The 15,858-nt window shown below is 65.1% G+C and carries 14 protein-coding genes; 9 read left to right on the forward strand and 5 right to left on the reverse strand.

Annotation, left to right across the window (positions count from 1 at the left end; translation table 11 throughout):
• Positions 1-80 precede the first annotated feature (80 nt).
• Both BUQ73_RS02800 and BUQ73_RS02805 read right to left on the reverse strand, forming a co-directional pair.
• Positions 81-1,055, reverse strand: coding sequence for a 2-hydroxyacid dehydrogenase (locus tag BUQ73_RS02800; protein ID WP_079226584.1), 975 nt, complete (start codon positions 1,053-1,055; stop codon positions 81-83).
• Positions 1,056-1,135: 80 nt separating this feature from the next.
• Positions 1,136-2,083: a LysR family transcriptional regulator gene (locus BUQ73_RS02805; protein WP_027918463.1), complete on the reverse strand. Its 948-nt coding sequence runs from the start codon at positions 2,081-2,083 to the stop codon at positions 1,136-1,138.
• 180 nt (positions 2,084-2,263) lie between these two features.
• Here BUQ73_RS02805 and BUQ73_RS02810 point away from each other — a divergent pair, with 180 nt between their 5' ends.
• Genes BUQ73_RS02810 through BUQ73_RS02825 form a run of 4 tightly spaced genes read left to right on the forward strand, consistent with a single transcriptional unit; the run spans position 2,264 to position 7,043 of the window.
• On the forward strand, positions 2,264-3,793 hold the full coding sequence (locus tag BUQ73_RS02810) for an efflux transporter outer membrane subunit (RefSeq protein ID WP_079226585.1): 1,530 nt from the start codon (positions 2,264-2,266) through the stop codon (positions 3,791-3,793).
• Positions 3,790-5,967, forward strand: coding sequence for an FUSC family protein (locus BUQ73_RS02815; protein ID WP_079226586.1), 2,178 nt, complete (start codon positions 3,790-3,792; stop codon positions 5,965-5,967). Before BUQ73_RS02810 ends, BUQ73_RS02815 begins: the two co-directional genes overlap by 4 nt.
• Before the next feature lie 4 nt (positions 5,968-5,971).
• On the forward strand, positions 5,972-6,172 hold the full coding sequence (locus BUQ73_RS02820; protein ID WP_008097766.1) for a DUF1656 domain-containing protein: 201 nt from the start codon (positions 5,972-5,974) through the stop codon (positions 6,170-6,172).
• A gap of 10 nt (positions 6,173-6,182) precedes the next feature.
• The gene (locus BUQ73_RS02825) at positions 6,183-7,043 is read left to right on the forward strand and encodes an HlyD family secretion protein (protein ID WP_079226587.1); all 861 of its coding nucleotides are present in this window, start codon (positions 6,183-6,185) and stop codon (positions 7,041-7,043) included.
• 338 nt (positions 7,044-7,381) lie between these two features.
• On the opposite strand, the gene BUQ73_RS02830 is transcribed toward BUQ73_RS02825, so the two are convergent.
• A complete protein-coding gene (locus BUQ73_RS02830; protein WP_027918467.1) occupies positions 7,382-7,831 on the reverse strand; it encodes a universal stress protein in 450 nt (149 codons plus the stop codon).
• A gap of 268 nt (positions 7,832-8,099) precedes the next feature.
• Between BUQ73_RS02830 and BUQ73_RS02835 the strand changes: the two genes are divergently transcribed.
• The 5 genes from BUQ73_RS02835 to BUQ73_RS02855 all read left to right on the forward strand — a co-directional run bounded on the left by BUQ73_RS02835 (position 8,100) and on the right by BUQ73_RS02855 (position 14,230).
• The gene (locus BUQ73_RS02835; protein ID WP_079226588.1) at positions 8,100-9,008 is read left to right on the forward strand and encodes a LysR family transcriptional regulator; all 909 of its coding nucleotides are present in this window, start codon (positions 8,100-8,102) and stop codon (positions 9,006-9,008) included.
• 226 nt (positions 9,009-9,234) lie between these two features.
• On the forward strand, positions 9,235-10,776 hold the full coding sequence (locus tag BUQ73_RS02840; protein ID WP_079226589.1) for an MFS transporter: 1,542 nt from the start codon (positions 9,235-9,237) through the stop codon (positions 10,774-10,776).
• Positions 10,777-10,803: 27 nt separating this feature from the next.
• Complete coding sequence (locus BUQ73_RS02845; RefSeq protein ID WP_079226590.1) at positions 10,804-11,865, forward strand: HlyD family secretion protein; 1,062 nt, start codon at positions 10,804-10,806, stop codon at positions 11,863-11,865.
• Entirely contained in the window at positions 11,862-13,313 is a 1,452-nt protein-coding gene (locus BUQ73_RS02850; protein ID WP_079226591.1) for an efflux transporter outer membrane subunit, read from the forward strand. The genes BUQ73_RS02845 and BUQ73_RS02850 overlap by 4 nt, the downstream gene beginning before the upstream one ends.
• A gap of 122 nt (positions 13,314-13,435) precedes the next feature.
• On the forward strand, positions 13,436-14,230 hold the full coding sequence (locus BUQ73_RS02855) for an SDR family NAD(P)-dependent oxidoreductase (RefSeq protein ID WP_079226592.1): 795 nt from the start codon (positions 13,436-13,438) through the stop codon (positions 14,228-14,230).
• A gap of 91 nt (positions 14,231-14,321) precedes the next feature.
• Here BUQ73_RS02855 and BUQ73_RS02860 read toward each other — a convergent pair whose 3' ends face one another.
• Both BUQ73_RS02860 and BUQ73_RS02865 read right to left on the reverse strand, forming a co-directional pair.
• Entirely contained in the window at positions 14,322-15,146 is an 825-nt protein-coding gene (locus tag BUQ73_RS02860; protein WP_079226593.1) for an SDR family oxidoreductase, read from the reverse strand.
• Positions 15,147-15,295: 149 nt separating this feature from the next.
• A complete protein-coding gene (locus BUQ73_RS02865) occupies positions 15,296-15,760 on the reverse strand; it encodes a multidrug transporter (RefSeq protein ID WP_079226594.1) in 465 nt (154 codons plus the stop codon).
• Positions 15,761-15,858 lie beyond the last annotated feature (98 nt).

Below are 15,858 nucleotides of genomic sequence, written 5' to 3' on the forward strand. Positions count from 1 at the left end.
GGCCGCCCCCACAGGTAGCGCGCGGTCCCTGTAGGAGCGGCTTCAGCCGCGAAGAGGCCGGTACAGGCGCTAGAGCATTGTCAGCCCTTCCACACCTGCGGATTCACCAGGTCCCGCGGCCGCTCACCGAGCAACGCCGCACGCAGGTTTTCCATCGCCCGGTTGGCCATGGCCTCACGGGTTTCGGCCGTTGCCGAGCCGATGTGCGGCAAGGTCAGCGCGTTCGGCAGCTGGAACAGCGGCGATTCGCTCAGCGGCTCTTTCTCGTACACATCAAGGCCGGCGCCACGAATGCTGCCGTTCTGCAACGCTTCGATCAGCGCCGCTTCGTCGACCACCGGGCCCCGGGCGATGTTGATCAGGAACGCGCTCGGTTTCATCAGCTTCAATTCACGGGCGCCGATCAGCTTGCGCGTGGCATCGGACAGCGGCACCACCAGGCAGACGAAGTCGGACTCGGCCAGCAACTGGTCGAGGCTGCGGTATTGGGCGCCCAGCTCCTGCTCCAGCGCAGCCTTGCGGCTGTTGCCGGCATACAGGATCGACATGTTGAAGCCGAAGCGGCCACGCCGTGCGATAGCCGCGCCGATGTTGCCCAGGCCGACGATGCCCAGCGTCTTGCCATGCACATCGCTACCGAAGTGCATCGGTGCGACCGTGGCCTGCCAGTTGCCAGCCTTGGTCCAGGCGTCGAGCTCGGCGGTGCGGCGGGCGCAGCCCATGATCAGCGAGAAGCCCAGGTCGGCGGTGCTTTCGGTGAGTACGTCGGGGGTGTTGGTAAGGGCGATGCCGCGCTCGTTGAAATAGTCGACGTCGTAGTTGTCGTAGCCGACCGAGACGCTGGACACCACTTCGAGCTTGCCCGCGCCTTCGAGCTGCGCGCGGCCGAGCTTGCGACCTGCACCGATCAGGCCATGGGCCTCGGGCAGGGCCTCATTGAACTGGGCGCTGATGTCGCCGAGCTTGGGGTTCGGCACGATCACGTTGAAGTCTTGCTGCAGGCGCTCGGCCATGGCCGGGGTGATGCGGCTGAAGGCCAGGACGGTCTTTTTCATCGGGCAACTTCTCAGGGCGGTGGATGGGGTTGATTGGTTAGCAACCTACCATTGTCCACCGCCGCCGTGCAGCAGCTTTTTCAGTTGGCGATCAGCAGTTCATGGGTTTTCAGGTCGGCTTCATGGGCCGCCAGAATCTCTGGCAACGAGTTGCGCAGGTACTCGACCCAGGTCTTGATCTTGGCATCCAGGTACTGGCGCGAAGGGTAGATGGCATAAAGGTTCAGCTCCTGCAGCCGGTACTCCGGCATCACCCGCACCAGGCTGCCGTCGCGCAAGCCATCGATCACCGAGTAGATCGGCAGCACGCCCATGCCCATGCCACTGCGGATTGCGGTTTTCATCGCATCCGCCGAGTTGACCTGGAACGGCGAGCTGGTGATGTTCACCAGTTCCTGGCCTTCCGGGCCGTCGAACAGCCATTTTTCCAGCGGGATCACCGGGCTGACCATACGCAGGCAGGCGTGCTTGAGCAGGTCGACCGGCTTGTGCGCAAAGCCGTGCTTGGCCACGTACTCGGGCGAGGCGCAGACAATGCTGTAGGTGATGCCCAGGCGCTGCGAGACGAAGCCGGAGTCCGGCAGCTCGGTGGCCAGCACGATGGACACGTCGTAGCCCTCGTCGAGCAGGTCGGGCACACGGTTGGCCATGGTCAGGTCGAAGGTCACATCCGGGTGCGACTCGCGGTAGCGGGCGATGGCATCGACTACGAAGTGCTGGCCGACCCCGGTCATCGAATGCACCTTCAGCTGGCCGGCAGGCCGCGCATGGGCGTCGCTGGCTTCGGCTTCGGCTTCTTCGACGTAGGTGAGGATCTGTTCACAGCGCATCAGGTACCGCTTGCCCGCCTCGGTCAGGGCGATGCGCCGGGTCGTGCGGTTGAGCAGCCGGGTTTGCAGATGGGCTTCCAGGTTGGAGACCGCCCGCGACACGTTCGCGGTGGTCGTATCCAGTTGCGCCGCAGCAGCGGTAAAGCTGCCTAGCTGGGCTACGCAACTGAAAGCACGCATGTTTTGCAGGGTGTCCATGGGTCACTCTCAAGGTAGAGGACAAAATTGTGTCACGAAGTAACGCGAATGTGCGTTCGACCAAAGCCGGATTATCGCTGTTTCGGTAACAAAGATTCGCAGGAATATGCGCTTATCGCCAGTGCGACGGCCCCCTAGAATTGCCCGGCCCCTCCACCTCTTCCTCGGGAAATCGCAGCTGTGCCGCGTCGCATCATCAGAACGCTTCAAGTGTTCAGTGCCTGTGCCCTTAGTCTCACCTTGAGCGGCTGTATCGGAACCTGGGGTATCGCCCCGCAAAGCAAGACCCTGCAAGCCAACACCTTGAGCACCGACGCGGCCATTCGCGAAGCGGCCAGCGACGCGCACTGGCCTGACCAGCGGTGGTGGCATGCCTATGGCGACCCGCAACTTGACCGCTGGATCGACCTGGCCGTAGCCGGTAGCCCAAGCCTGGCCATGGCGGCAGCGCGTGTGCGTGAAGCCAAGGCCATGGCCGGTGTGGTCGAGTCGGCGGAAAAGCTCCAGGTCAATGGTGACGCCACGCTCAAACGGCACAACTGGCCCGAGGATCAGTTCTACGGCCCAGGCGCGCTGTCGGGTGCCAACACCTGGGACAACAATGCCGCCTTCGGCTTCAGCTATGCGCTGGACCTGTGGGGCCGTGAGCGCAATGCCAGCGAGCAGGCAGTGGACCAGGCCCACATGAGCGTGGCCGAGGCCCGCCAGGCCCAGCTGGAACTGCAGAACAACGTGGTGCGTGCCTACATTCAGCTGAGCCTGCATTTCGCCCAGCGCGACATCGTCAAGGCCGAGCTTGAACAGCAAGAGCAAATCCTGGCCTTGGCCAAGCGCCGTCTGGACGGTGGCATCGGCACCCATTTCGAGGTCAGCCAGGCCGAGGCACCGCTGCCCGAAATCCATCGCCAGCTCGACAGCCTCGACGAAGAAATCGCCCTGACCCGCAACCAGCTCGCAGCGCTGGCCGGTAAAGGCCCGGGGGAGGGCGCGCAGTTGCAGCGGCCGACCCTGGCGCTCGCTGCGCCGCTGAAGCTGCCATCGAACCTGCCTGCCGAACTGGTCGGCCAGCGCCCGGACGTGGTCGCCAGCCGCTGGCAGGTCGCGGCCCAGGCGCGTGGCATCGATGTCGCCCACGCCGGGTTCTTCCCCAACGTCGACCTGGTCGGCAGCCTGGGCTTCATGGCCACCGGTGGTGGTCCGCTGGAGTTCCTGACCGGGCGCAAGTTCAACTACAACGTTGGCCCGGCGATCAGCCTGCCGATCTTCGACGGTGGCCGCCTGCGTTCGCAGCTGGGCGTTGCCTCGGCGGGCTATGACGTGGCGGTGGCGCGCTACAACCAGACCGTGGTCGGCGCGCTGAAAAACATTTCCGACCAGCTGATCCGCCGCGAGTCGATGAAGGAACAGTCGCATTTCGCCGCCGAGTCGGTGGCCGCTGCGCAGAAGACCTACGACATCGCCACGGTGGCCTTCCAGCGTGGCCTGACCGATTACCTCAACGTGCTCAATGCGCAGACTTTGCTGTTCCGCCAGCAGCAGGTGCAGCAGCAGGTGCAGGCCGCACGCCTGATCGCCCATGCCGAACTGGTCACCGCCCTGGGCGGCGGCCTGCAGGCCGGCCAGGACGTGCCGAAGGAAGATCGCCAGGCCGCGCCGAAAACCCCGGCCACCCTGGCCATTTTCGACAAGAAGCCGGATAACGCCGAATGAGCACTTCCAGTTTGCCCGTGCGCTGGCTGCAAAGCCTCGAATGGCGCCGGGGCTTCTTCGCCTGGGCGCGTACCGACGGGGTCACCTGGGTCTACATCTTCAAGGTGCTGGCAGCAGCGTTCATCACCCTGTGGCTGGCCATGCGCCTGGAACTGCCGCAACCGCGTACGGCGATGATCACCGTGTTCATCGTCATGCAGCCGCAGAGCGGCCATGTGTTCGCCAAGAGTTTCTATCGTGTGCTCGGCACCCTGGCTGGCTCGGCGATGATGGTCGCGCTGATCGCGATCTTCCCGCAGAACACCGAGCTGTTCCTGCCCAGCCTGGCGGTGTGGGTCGGCCTTTGCTCGGCCGGTGCCATGCGCTATCGCACCTTCCGCGCCTATGGCTTCGTACTTGCCGGCTACACCGCGGCAATGATCGGCCTGCCTGTGCTGCAGCACCCTGACCAGGCGTTCATGGCGGCTGTCTGGCGCGTGCTGGAAATTGCCCTGGGCATTCTGGTGTCGACGTTCGTCAGCGCCGCGATCCTGCCGCAGTCGGCCAGTGCCGCCATGCGCAACGCCTTGTACCAGCGCTTCGGGGTGTTTGCCGGGGTGGTGGTGGAAGCCCTGCGCGGCGATAGCCAGCGCGACCGTTTCGAGACCAGCAACGTGCGCTTCGTCGCCGAAGCGGTGGGGCTGGAGAGCCTGCGTAACGTCACCGCCTTCGAAGACCCGCACATGCGTCGACGCTCCGGCCGCCTGGTGCGCATGAACAGCGAGTTCATGGCCATCACCACGCGCTTCAACGCCCTGCATCGCCTGCTGGAGCGCCTTCGCGCCCGCGGCCCGCTGCAGATCGTCGGCGCCATCGAGCCGGGCCTGAACACCTTGGTGGAGCTGTTGCAGCCCTATGTGGGCCGGGCGCTGACCGATGCCGATGCGCTGCGCCTGACCCTGGAACTGGCGGCCTACAAAGAGGGCCTGCAAGCGCAGGTGCGTGGCCTGCGTGCCGACTATGTAGCAACCGGCCCCAGCGAATCCGATCTGCTCGATTTCCATACCGCGTTCGAGCTGCTCTACCGCTTCGTCGACGAGATGTACAGCTACGCCGAAACCCACGCTTCGCTGGCCGCGCACAAGCACGAGCGCGAGCAGTGGGACGAGCCCTATGTGGCGCAGACCAGCTGGCTGGTGTCGCTGGCCGCCGGTGTGCGGGCGTCGGCGGTGCTGTTGCTGCTGGGTAGCTACTGGCTGATGAGCGACTGGCCCAGCGGCGCCATGATGACCCTGATCGCCACCGTCACCGTGGGCCTTTCGGCCGCCTCGCCGAACCCCAAGCGCATGTCGTTCCAGATGGCTTGCGGCACGGCGATCGGTGCCTTCATCGGCTTCTTCGAAACCTTCTTCGTGTTCCCCTGGATCGACGGCTTCCCGCTGTTGTGCATGGTCCTGGCACCTGTCTTCGTGCTCGGTGCGTTCCTGTCGTCGCGGCCGGCGTACGCCGGTTACGGCATCGGCCTGCTGGTGTTCTTCGCCATCGGCTCGGTGCCGAACAACCTGACTGTCTACGACCCGTACAGCTTCATCAACGACTACATCGGCATGGTGATCGGCATGTTTGTCTGCGCGGCAGCGGGGGCGATCATCCTGCCGCCGAACAGCCGCTGGCTGTGGAGCCGTCTGGAGCAGGAGCTGCGCGAGCAGGTGCTGTTCGCCATTAGTGGGCGCCTGCGCGGCATCGGTTCGGCCTTCGAAAGCCGTACCCGTGACCTGCTGCACCAGGCCTATGGCCTGGCTGCCGGCAAGCCGCAGGTGCAGAGCCAGCTGATGGGCTGGATGTTCACTGTGCTGGAGGTTGGCCACGCCATCATCGAGCTGCGCAAGGAGCAGGCCCGCGCGCCAATCCACCCGGCCTACGCCGAGTCGCAGCCATGGCGCCAGGCCATTCGCGTCATGGGCCGCGCCTTGGCCCGCCTGTTCCTGCAGCCCAACGCCAGCAACCACGAGCGCGCCCTGGTCGCGGTGGACCACGCCATCGCCCGTGTACAGGCCACCGATGAGCCCTTTGCCCGGCACTTCGACACCTCGGTGCTGCGCCGCGCGCAGAGCTACCTGCACTTCATCCGTTCTTCCCTGCTGGACCCACAGTCGCCGCTGGCACCGGCGAAAGGATTGCACCATGTTCCGTGAAAGCATGCCCCGTGAGATCGCCTTCCATGGCGTTTACATGCCCACCATGACCCTGATGTTCCTGTTTGCCCTGGGCCTGGCCTGGGGCCTGGACCGGTTCATCGCCAGCCATGATGGCTACCGCTTCTTCTGGCACCCGGCGCTGCTGCGCCTGAGCCTGTTCGTCTGCCTGTTCGGCGCCCTGGCGCTGTCGCTCTACTGGTGAGAATCCTTCGATGAAAAAGTTCTTCAGCCTGATCGCCACCCTGCTGGTGCTGACCGCTGCCGTGGTGATCGGTCGCCAGTTGTGGTTGCACTACATGACCACGCCGTGGACCCGCGACGGCCGCGTGCGTGCCGACATCATCAACGTCGCCGCCGATGTGCCCGGTTATGTGGTGGACGTGCCGGTCAAGGACAACCAGCGGGTGAAGAAGGGCGACCTGCTGATCCAGATCGACCCCGAGCACTACCAGCTGGCGGTCGACCAGGCCAAGGCCCTGGTTGCTTCGCGCAAGGCCACCTGGGAAATGCGCAAGGTCAACGCCAAGCGCCGCGCCGATATGGACAACCTGGTGATCTCGAAGGAAAACCGCGATGACGCCAGCAACATCGCCAACTCCGCCCTGGCCGATTACCAGCAGGCCCAGGCAGAGCTGGCGGCGGCCGAGCTGAACCTCAAGCGCACCCATATCGTCGCTACGGTGGACGGTTACGTGACCAACCTGAACATCCACAAGGGTGACTATGCGCGCACCGGCGAAGCGGTGATGGCAGTGGTCGACGAGAACTCGTTCTGGGTGTACGGCTTCTTCGAGGAAACCAAGTTGCCGCACGTGAAAGTAGGCGACCAGGCCGAGCTGCAGATGATGAGCGGCGAACGCATCAAGGGGCACGTGGAGAGCATCGCCCGCGGTATCTACGACCGCGACAACCCACAGAGCCGCGAGCTGATCGCCGATGTGAACCCGACGTTCAACTGGGTGCGCCTGGCACAGCGGGTGCCGGTGCGGATTCATATCGATGAGGTGCCGGACGGGTTTCTGCTGGCGGCGGGGACGACCTGTACGGTGGTGGTAAAGCCAAATGAGAGCTAACCGGAACTGATGTTGGGCCTACCTCTGTCGTTAGGAATTGGACTACAGCGAGGTAGGAAGGGGATGTCATGAGCTGATTTAGCTCGCGCTGCACAATGCCTTTTCGTGTCGCCAGCAAGCGCGATGCGCAAAAGCAATGGCCCCGCAATGCGGGGCCATTGATACGTACCTAGCGTCATCACCAGCATGACCATCAGATCTTCTGGGAGAGGGCGACATAGGGCTGCACTGCGAATGCTAATACCGGATCGACGAGTTGACACACCAAGACTGGCTTAGCCGCTAGGATGCATTTCCTCAGGCAGGGTCGAACGGGTTGGCTGTTCCTTCGCTGGGTATTAGTAAGCCACCCCCACCAGCACCGGCACCTCGACCCGATCAATGACCTTGGCGCTGATGGACGGGTCCAGCAGCCGCCCCAACCGCGACAGGTGGCGGTGGCCCATGATGATCAACTCGCAGTTCAGTGCCTGTGCCTTGCTGACGATCGCCTCGACCGGCTGCCCGGCGACCATGCAGCCTTGGCTGCTGAAACCGGCCTGTTGCAACTGTTGTACGGCCTCGGCCACGGCGCGATCGCCCAGGCGTTGCTCCTCGCAGGCGGCGGGATACTCCTCCAGTTCTTCAACGGTGTAGGGCGCGGGTTTGTCGTGCACGGCGAAGGTGGAGTCGATGGCCAGCAACACGTGCAGTTCGTGTTCGCCCGGGCGGCAGTAGCGGCGGGCGAGGGTGAGCAGGGCAGCGGAAGCGGGGGAGGCGTCGATGGCGATCAGGACGGGGCTGGGCATCTGGGATCCTTGTTTGCAGCTGAGGGGTTGCCTGTCCGGGCCTCTTCGCGGGCAAGCCCGCTCCCACAGGGAGTGCACAAAGTTGTGAGAATGTGAGGCTCCTGTGGAAGCGGGCTTGCCCGCGAAAGGGCCGGACCTGCCAATGCTTCATTTAAGGCCGAACACGGCCAGTGAATAAATGCCCCGCCACGCACGAGCGCATTGCGTCTGGTGCAATCGGCCAACCTGCTACCATCGCCTTTCCCCACAGCTGTAACGGAAAACGGCCATGCAACTCCCGGACATGAACCTGCTCGTCGCCCTCGATGCCTTACTCGATGAAGGTAGCGTGGTGGGCGCCGCGCAGCGCATGAACCTGAGCCCGGCGGCGATGAGCCGCACCTTGGGGCGTATCCGTGATGCCCTGGGCGACCCGATCCTCGTGCGTGCCGGCCGTGGCCTGGTACCGACGCCACGGGCGCTGGCCCTGCGCGAGCAGGTGGCGGCGCTGGTGGAGCAGGCCGGTGAAGTGTTCCGCAGCGCCGACGAAGTCGACTTGTCCAGGCTCGATCGCGCTTGCAACATTCGCACCAATGACCTGTTCATCGCCTTGTATGGCGCCCAGCTGTTGCGGCGCATGCATGAGCAGGCACCACGCACGGTGCTGCGTTTCGTGCCGGAAAGCCCCGGCGGTGATGACGACAGCGTGCTGCGCGATGGGCGTACCGACCTGATCATCAGCTCGACCGTCGACCTGGGCCCGGAGATCAAGGTGCAGAGCCTGTTCCAGACTTACTATGTAGGGCTGGCGCGGCGCGATCATCCGATCTTCGACCAACCCATCACACCGGACAGCTTTGCCAGTTATCCACAGATCAGCGTGTCCCGCCGTGGCCGGGCCAACGGGCCGATCGATGTCGAGCTGGCCAATTTCAAGGTGCAGCGGCGGGTGGCGCTGATTACCCCGAGTTTTCACTCGGCATTGTTCTCGCTGCCCGATTCCGACCTGATCCTGCCGATGCCGGCCAACATCCTCAACAGCGTGCACAAGCTCGGCCTGCCGTTACGCTCGTTCGAGATCCCGGTGCCGCTGGAGCGGGTGACAGTACTGCAGGCCTGGCACCCGCGCTTCCATAACGACCCCGCCCACCGCTGGTTGCGGCAGACCTTGAAGGCTTGCTGCAGCGTCGATCCTTGATACCGAGTCGCTTGCTTCGCGGGTAAATCCGCTCCCTCAGGGTCAGTGCGATGCATCAGGCCTGCACGATACCTGTGGGAGCGGGTTTACCCGCGAAGCAGGCAACTCGCTATCGAGGCCGATTGCGTCAGGCGCAATATAAAACTGCCGAGAAGTCAGTTTTCGTCAGCATTCGACCTTCTTAGACTTGCTCCAGTCGCAAATTTGTTGCTGGAGATGTCTGCCCATGAGTTCCCTGTCCGCCCCTTCTGCCGCGATTGCCGCCGCCCCCGCGCCGGCCGCGCCTGTGCAGACGGCGTTCGGCCTGCGGGTGGTGGTCGGGCTGTTCGGCGTGTTGCTGGCAGTGCTGTGTGCCGGCCTCAACGAGTCGGTGACCAAGATTTCCCTCGCCGACATCCGCGGCGCCATGGGTATTGGTGCCGATGAAGGGGCGTGGCTGCTGGCGGTGTATAGCGCAGCTTCCGTCTCGGCCATGGCCTTTGCCCCTTGGCTGGCCACCACCTTCTCCCTGCGCCGCTTCACCATGAGTGCGGTCGGCCTGTTCGCCGTGCTGGGTTTGCTGCAACCGTTCGCCCCCAACCTGCACAGCCTGATGCTGCTGCGCGTGCTCCAGGGCTTTGCCTCGGGTGCATTGCCGCCGATGCTGATGAGTGTGGCGCTGCGCTTCCTGCCTCCTGGTATCAAGGTCTACGGCCTGGCCTGTTATGCACTGACCGCCACCTTCGGGCCCAACCTTGGCACACCGCTGGCTGGCCTGTGGACCGAGTACGTCGGTTGGCAGTGGGCGTTCTGGCAAATCATCCTGCCCTGCGCGCTGGCCATGTTCTGTGTCGGTTGGGGCCTGCCGCAGGACCCGCTGCGCCTGGAGCGCTTCAAGCAATTCGACTGGCGTGGCGTGTTGCTCGGCCTGCCGGCCATCAGTTGCATCGTCCTCGGCCTGTCGCTGGGAGACCGCTGGGGCTGGTTCGATTCGCCGCTGATCTGCTGGTTGCTGGGCGGTGGCGTGCTGTTGCTGGTGCTGTTCATGTACAACGAATGGTCCGAACCTCTGCCGTTCTTCCAGCTGCGCATGCTGCAACGGCGCAACCTCAGTTTCGCCCTGGTGACCTTGGCCGGTGTGCTGATCGTGTTGTCCGGTGTGAGCAGCATTCCGTCGGCGTACCTGGCGCAGATCCAGGGCTACCGCCCGGCGCAGACCAGCCCGCTGATGATGCTGGTGGCCATGCCGCAGCTGATCGCGCTGCCGCTGACCGCAGCGCTGTGCAACATCCGTGCGGTGGACTGCCGCTGGGTGCTGGCCATCGGCCTGGCCATGCTGGCGGTGTCGTGCGTGGGCAGCAGCCTGCTGACCAGCGAGTGGATCCGCGGTGATTTCTACCCGTTCTACCTGCTCCAGGTTTTTGGCCAGCCAATGGCCGTGCTGCCGCTGCTGATGCTCTCCACCAACGGCATGACCCCGCAGGAAGGCCCGTTCGCCTCCAGCTGGTTCAACACCGTCAAAGGCCTGGCCGCGGTGATTGCCGGAGGCCTGCTGGACGCCTTGGGCACCCTGCGCCGGCATTTCCATTCCAACCACCTGGTGGACAGCCTGGGCAACGCCCCGCTGATCGACGGCAACGCCGTGGGCCTCGCCAAGCGCATGCACGACCAGGCGCTGGTGCTGACCTCGGCCGACCTGTACCTGGTCATGGCCTGCATCGCCGTGGCGTTGATCTGCCTGATTCCTTTCGTGCCTACCCGGGTCTATCCGCCGCGCGCGGTGGCCTGAACCCTGGATGAATTCGAGACACTGAACATGACCAACAACCGCAAAACCCTTCTCATCGGCTCGGTGCTCGCCGTCGCCGTGCTGGCCGGTATCGTCGGCCCCTGGTTGTTCGGCAGCGACCACCGGCAGAGCACCAACGATGCCTATGTGATTGCCGACTACACCGTGGTTGCGCCCAAGGTCGCGGGCTTCATCAAGGAAGTGCTGGTCGAAGACAACCAGCAGGTGCAGGCCGGCCAGCTGCTGGCGACCATCGATGCCCGAGACTACCAGGCCGCGCTGGATGCCGCCCAGGCGCAGCTGCTGGTGGCCAAGGCGCAGAGCGCCGATGCCCGCGCCACGCTCGGGCGCCAGGCCGCACTGATTGCCCAGGCCCAGGCGGCGGTGACGGCGGCCCAGGCTGAAGCAGCGTTCGCCGACCACGAGGTCAACCGCTACAGCCGCCTGGCCGAGCAGGGCGCTGGCACCGTGCAGAACGCCCAGCAGGCGCGCAGCCGGGTCGACCAGGCCCGCGCACGGCTGGCCAACGCCCAGGCGGCGCTGGTGGCAACACGCAAGCAGGTGGATATCCTCACGGCCCAGGTGGCCAGTGCCGATGGCCAGTTGAAGCGTGCCGAAGCCGGCCTGGAAAAGGCCCAGCTGGACCTGTCCTACACCCGCATCACCGCACCGGTCGACGGCATGGTCGGTGAGCGGGCATTGCGCGTCGGTGCCTTCGTCAACCCGGGCGCGCGCCTGTTGTCGGTGGTGCCGCTGCAGCATGCCTATGTGGTCGGCAACTTCCAGGAGACCCAGCTGACCCATGTGCAGCCGGGCCAGCCGGTGAGCATCAGTGTCGATACCTTCTCTGGTGAAACCCTCAAGGGCCATGTCGAGAGCATCGCCCCGGCCACCGGCGTGACCTTTGCTGCGGTGAAACCGGACAACGCCACCGGCAACTTCACCAAGGTGGTACAACGCATTCCGGTGAAGATCGTCTTCGATGATGGCCAGCCACTGCTCGAACGCCTGCGTGTGGGCATGTCGGTAGAAGCGACCATCGACACCCAGGGCGACAAGCTGGCCGGCAAAGAGGTGAGCGCACGATGAAACCTGCCGTACGCTTGAGTCCGCTGCTGCTGGCCGTGTTGCTCGCCGGCTGCACCCTCGGGCCGGACTTCCAGCGCCCGGGCAGCCAGGCGCCGCAGCAATGGGCAGCGCTGCAAGGTGAAGCCGCTGCGAGCCAGCCACAGGCCGAGCCGCTGGAGCTGCGCTGGTGGGAAACCTTCCACGATGCGCGCCTGAGTGCGTTGATCCAGCGCGTGGCCGACAACAACCTCGACTTGCAGATGGCCAGTGCACGCTTGCTGCAAAGCCGCGCCCTACGTAGCACGGTGGCAGCTGATGAAACGCCGTCGGTCGATGCCAATGTCGGTTACAGCCGCGCCCGCAACAGCGCCGAAGGCCTGAGCGACCCCTCTGGCCACGCCGGTAAATCGGCCTTCAACCTGTGGCAAGGCGACCTGGTCGCCGGCTGGGAACTGGACCTGTGGGGCCGGGTGCGGCGCCAGGTGGAGGCAGCCGATGCCAGCGTGGAAGTGGCCGAGAACGACCGCCGCGGCGTGCTGCTGGCGCTGCTCTCGGAAACTGCCGGCAACTACATCCAATTGCGTGCGGTGCAGCACACCCTGGACGTGACCCGCGACAACCTCAAGGTCGCCGAGCATAGTCTGAAGCTTTCCCAGGATCGGCAGGCCGAAGGTGTCGCCACGCGTCTGGACGTGGCCCAGGCCAGTGCCCAGATGGCCTCCATCGAAGCGCGCCTGCCGAGCCTGGAAGCCAGGCGCGATGACCTGATCAATGCCCTCAGCCTGCTCGCGGCCGAGCCGCCGCGCAGCCTGCAGGCAGCGTTGCTGCAGGGCGGCGAGCTGCCCGCGCCGCAGCAGACGTTCGCCATCGGGCTGCCGTCCGAGCTGGCCGAACGGCGCCCGGACATCCGCCAGGCCGAAGCGCGCCTGCATGCAGCCACCGCGAGCATTGGTGTGGCCAAGGCCGACTTCTATCCAAGCATCCGTCTGTCTGGCAGCGTCGGCTTCCAGTCCATGCAGCTGGCCGATTTCGGCGGCTGGGATTCGCGTCGTTTCGCTTTCGGCCCGCAGTTGTCGCTGCCGATCTTCGAGGGTGGCCGGCTCAAGGGCACCCTGGAACTGCGCGAGGCGCAGCAGCAGGAAGCGGCGCTGAACTATCGCAAGGTGGTGCTCGGTGCCTGGCACGAAATCGACGATGTGCTACGCCTGTACAACGCCAGCCAGTTGCGTCGCGACCACCTGGCCGAAGCGGTGCGACAGAACCGCATCGCTCTGGAGACCGCCCAGCGCCAGTATGTGGAAGGGGCGGTGGACTTTCTCAACGTGCTGACCGTGCAGGCTGCCTTGCTGGCCAGCGAAGAGCAGTGGATCGACAGCTCGGCGGCGGTGTCGCAGGCGCTGGTCGGGCTGTACAAGGCCTTGGGCGGTGGCTGGCAGGCATTTGACGAGCTGCCAGCGAAGCACGTGTAAAAAGCGGGGGCCGCTTGGCGGCCCATCGCCGGCAAGCCAGCTCCCACAGGTGCAACGCTGGCTTGCCGGCGGTGGGCTGCGGAGCAGGCCCGGCGATTTCTCAGACAGATGAGGAGGCACAGATGCACATTTCCTTGAACGGTAAGCGCGCCATCGTCAGCGGCTCCACCGCCGGCATCGGCCTGGCCATCGCAACAGGCCTGGCCGAGGCGGGCGCCGAGGTGGTACTCAACGGCCGTACCCAGGCCCGTGTCGACGAGGCGCTCAAGGCCGTGCGCGAGCGTTTGCCGCAAGCGCGCATCATCGGTATCGCCGCCGACCTGAGCACCCAAGAGGGCGCACAGCAGCTGTTCGACCAAGTGCCGCACACCGACATTCTGGTCAACAACCTCGGCATCTTCGAGCCCAAGCCGTTCTTCGAGATCATTGATGCCGACTGGCAGCGCTTCTTCGACGTCAACGTGCTTAGCGCCGTGCGCCTGTCGCGTCATTACGCCCAGGGCATGGCCGAGCGCACGTGGGGGCGGGTGATCTTCCTGTCCAGCGAGTCGGCGTTGCAGATCCCGACCGAGATGATTCACTACGGAATGACCAAGACGGCGTTGCTGGCAGTGTCCCGTGGGCTGGCCGAGACCCTGGCCGGTACCGGGGTGACCGTGAACGCGGTGCTGCCAGGGCCGACCCGCTCGGAAGGTGTGGGCGACTTCTTCGCCAAGCTGGCGCAGGAGCAAGGTGTTTCCGCCGATGAACTGGAGGCCAACTTCCTTGCCGAGCACCGGCCGACTTCGCTGATCAAGCGGCTGGCGACGGTGGAGGAGGTGGCCAACATGGTGGTCTATCTGGCCTCCATGCAGGCCAGCGCCACGACCGGAGCGGCATTGCGGGTGGATGGCGGGGTGCTGCGCTCCATCGCCTGACCGGTAGTCGCCTGTACCGGCCCTTTCGCGGGCAAGCCCGCTCCCACAGCTTGTGCGAGCGGGCTTGCCCGCGAAGAGGCCGACACCGATATCAAAGCGGGCGCAGCAGTCCGAAGCGCTTGCGCAACGCCCAGTCCAGCAGCCGTCGCGGCAGCAAGCGGGCCATCAACGGCAGCGCTGTGCTGCCATTGCCCAACCGCACCACCGCCGGCACTGGCGACTTGCCAACTGCTGCCAACACGCCTTGAGCAAATTCAGCTGCTGACGTCGGCTTGTCCTGCGAGGCCCGCGCCCGTGCCTGCACATGTTCGCGCAGCGGCCACCACGCCGAGTCCGCCGCCAGCACCTGTTCAGCCTGGCGCTGTGCATTGCTGGCGAATTGCGAGGCAATTGCCCCGGGCTGCACTTCCATCACCTGAATCCCGAATGGCGCCAGCTCCAGGCGCATGGCATCACTCAAGGCATGCACGGCGGCCTTGGACGCGCAGTACGCGCCGGCGAATGGCGTGACCAGCACGCCCGAGACACTGCCGATATTCACCACCAACCCGCGTGCGCGACGCAGCAGCGGGAACAGTGCGCGGGTGACGCCGACCACGGCGAAGACGTTGGTCTCGAACTGCTGGCGCAGGGCATCGACGCCGCCGTCGAGCAGCGGGCCCATGGCGCCGTAGCCGGCGTTGTTAACCAGCATGTCGAGGCGCCCGTGTTGCGCTTCCAGCTCATCGGCCAGGCGCTTGAGCGCTTCGCCATCGTTGACGTCCAGTTGCCGTGCAGTGAAGCCGGCGGAGGACAGTTGCTCGACATCGTCGGGCTTGCGGGCCGTGGCCCAGACTTCATGGCCGGCATCGCGGAAGGCGTCGGCCAGGGCGCGGCCGATGCCGCTGGAACAACCGGTGATCAGGACGGTGGGCATGGATGGGCCTGTATTCTGGGGACTTGAGGTTGCCTGCGGCGGCCCATTCGCGGGCAAGCCCGCTCCCACTGGTAGTGCACAATGCCCGAGGTCTGTGCGAATCCTGTGGGAGCGGGCTTGCCCGCGAATGGGCCGGAACAGGCGCTGTATTAATTGGCAAATGTACCTTGCAAGTGTTCCGCGCGGAATTCCAAGGTCTGCGGCCGGTAGCCCGAGCGCAGCGGTGGCAACGGCAGGCAGTCTTTCCATTCGGCGCCCGGCTGCAGCTCACCCGGCCCACGGTAGCGCGGTGCGTTGTAGGTGTTTTCCGCCAGGTTCACGGTATCGCCCGGCGCATACGCTGCAACGCGCCAGCGCAGTTCGGTCAGTGGCACCTGGTTGCCGTTCTTCATGCGCACTTGCAGGGCGCGGTCGGCGGGGCAGTGTTGCGGGGCGTAGGTCAGGCGCAGGTCCAGGCGTGCCAGTTGCGAGGCTTCACGGCTGTCTTGCCAGAACACCATCAGGGCCACCAGGCCCAGGCCGCAGACGGCGGCTACGGAGATGGGCAGGGCCTTGGCGGGATAGCGCAGCAGCAACACCAGCCAGGTAAGGATCAGAGCAGCGCCGATCAACATGAGTCGGTGACCTCAGGTACTCAGGTTAAGCCATCGTAGCGTTAAATTGACCCCGCTTGAAGGACAGTAAAGGCCTGGGTTCCTTCAGGCCTGTGCAT

Source organism: Pseudomonas putida, assembly GCF_002025705.1.
GTDB classification, from domain to species: domain Bacteria; phylum Pseudomonadota; class Gammaproteobacteria; order Pseudomonadales; family Pseudomonadaceae; genus Aquipseudomonas; species Aquipseudomonas putida_J.

Bases quoted from the DNA above. Each gene is read 5' to 3' on its own strand.
- BUQ73_RS02800 (WP_079226584.1), bottom strand. From the start codon at position 1,055: ATGAAAAAGACCGTCCTGGCCTTCAGCCGCATCACCCCGGCCATGGCC.
- BUQ73_RS02805 (WP_027918463.1), bottom strand. From the start codon at position 2,083: ATGGACACCCTGCAAAACATGCGTGCTTTCAGTTGCGTAGCCCAGCTA.
- BUQ73_RS02815 (WP_079226586.1), top strand. From the start codon at position 3,790: ATGAGCACTTCCAGTTTGCCCGTGCGCTGGCTGCAAAGCCTCGAATGG.
- BUQ73_RS02820 (WP_008097766.1), top strand. From the start codon at position 5,972: ATGCCCCGTGAGATCGCCTTCCATGGCGTTTACATGCCCACCATGACC.
- BUQ73_RS02825 (WP_079226587.1), top strand. From the start codon at position 6,183: ATGAAAAAGTTCTTCAGCCTGATCGCCACCCTGCTGGTGCTGACCGCT.
- BUQ73_RS02830 (WP_027918467.1), bottom strand. From the start codon at position 7,831: ATGCCCAGCCCCGTCCTGATCGCCATCGACGCCTCCCCCGCTTCCGCT.
- BUQ73_RS02835 (WP_079226588.1), top strand. From the start codon at position 8,100: ATGCAACTCCCGGACATGAACCTGCTCGTCGCCCTCGATGCCTTACTC.
- BUQ73_RS02840 (WP_079226589.1), top strand. From the start codon at position 9,235: ATGAGTTCCCTGTCCGCCCCTTCTGCCGCGATTGCCGCCGCCCCCGCG.
- BUQ73_RS02845 (WP_079226590.1), top strand. From the start codon at position 10,804: ATGACCAACAACCGCAAAACCCTTCTCATCGGCTCGGTGCTCGCCGTC.
- BUQ73_RS02850 (WP_079226591.1), top strand. From the start codon at position 11,862: ATGAAACCTGCCGTACGCTTGAGTCCGCTGCTGCTGGCCGTGTTGCTC.
- BUQ73_RS02855 (WP_079226592.1), top strand. From the start codon at position 13,436: ATGCACATTTCCTTGAACGGTAAGCGCGCCATCGTCAGCGGCTCCACC.
- BUQ73_RS02860 (WP_079226593.1), bottom strand. From the start codon at position 15,146: ATGCCCACCGTCCTGATCACCGGTTGTTCCAGCGGCATCGGCCGCGCC.
- BUQ73_RS02865 (WP_079226594.1), bottom strand. From the start codon at position 15,760: ATGTTGATCGGCGCTGCTCTGATCCTTACCTGGCTGGTGTTGCTGCTG.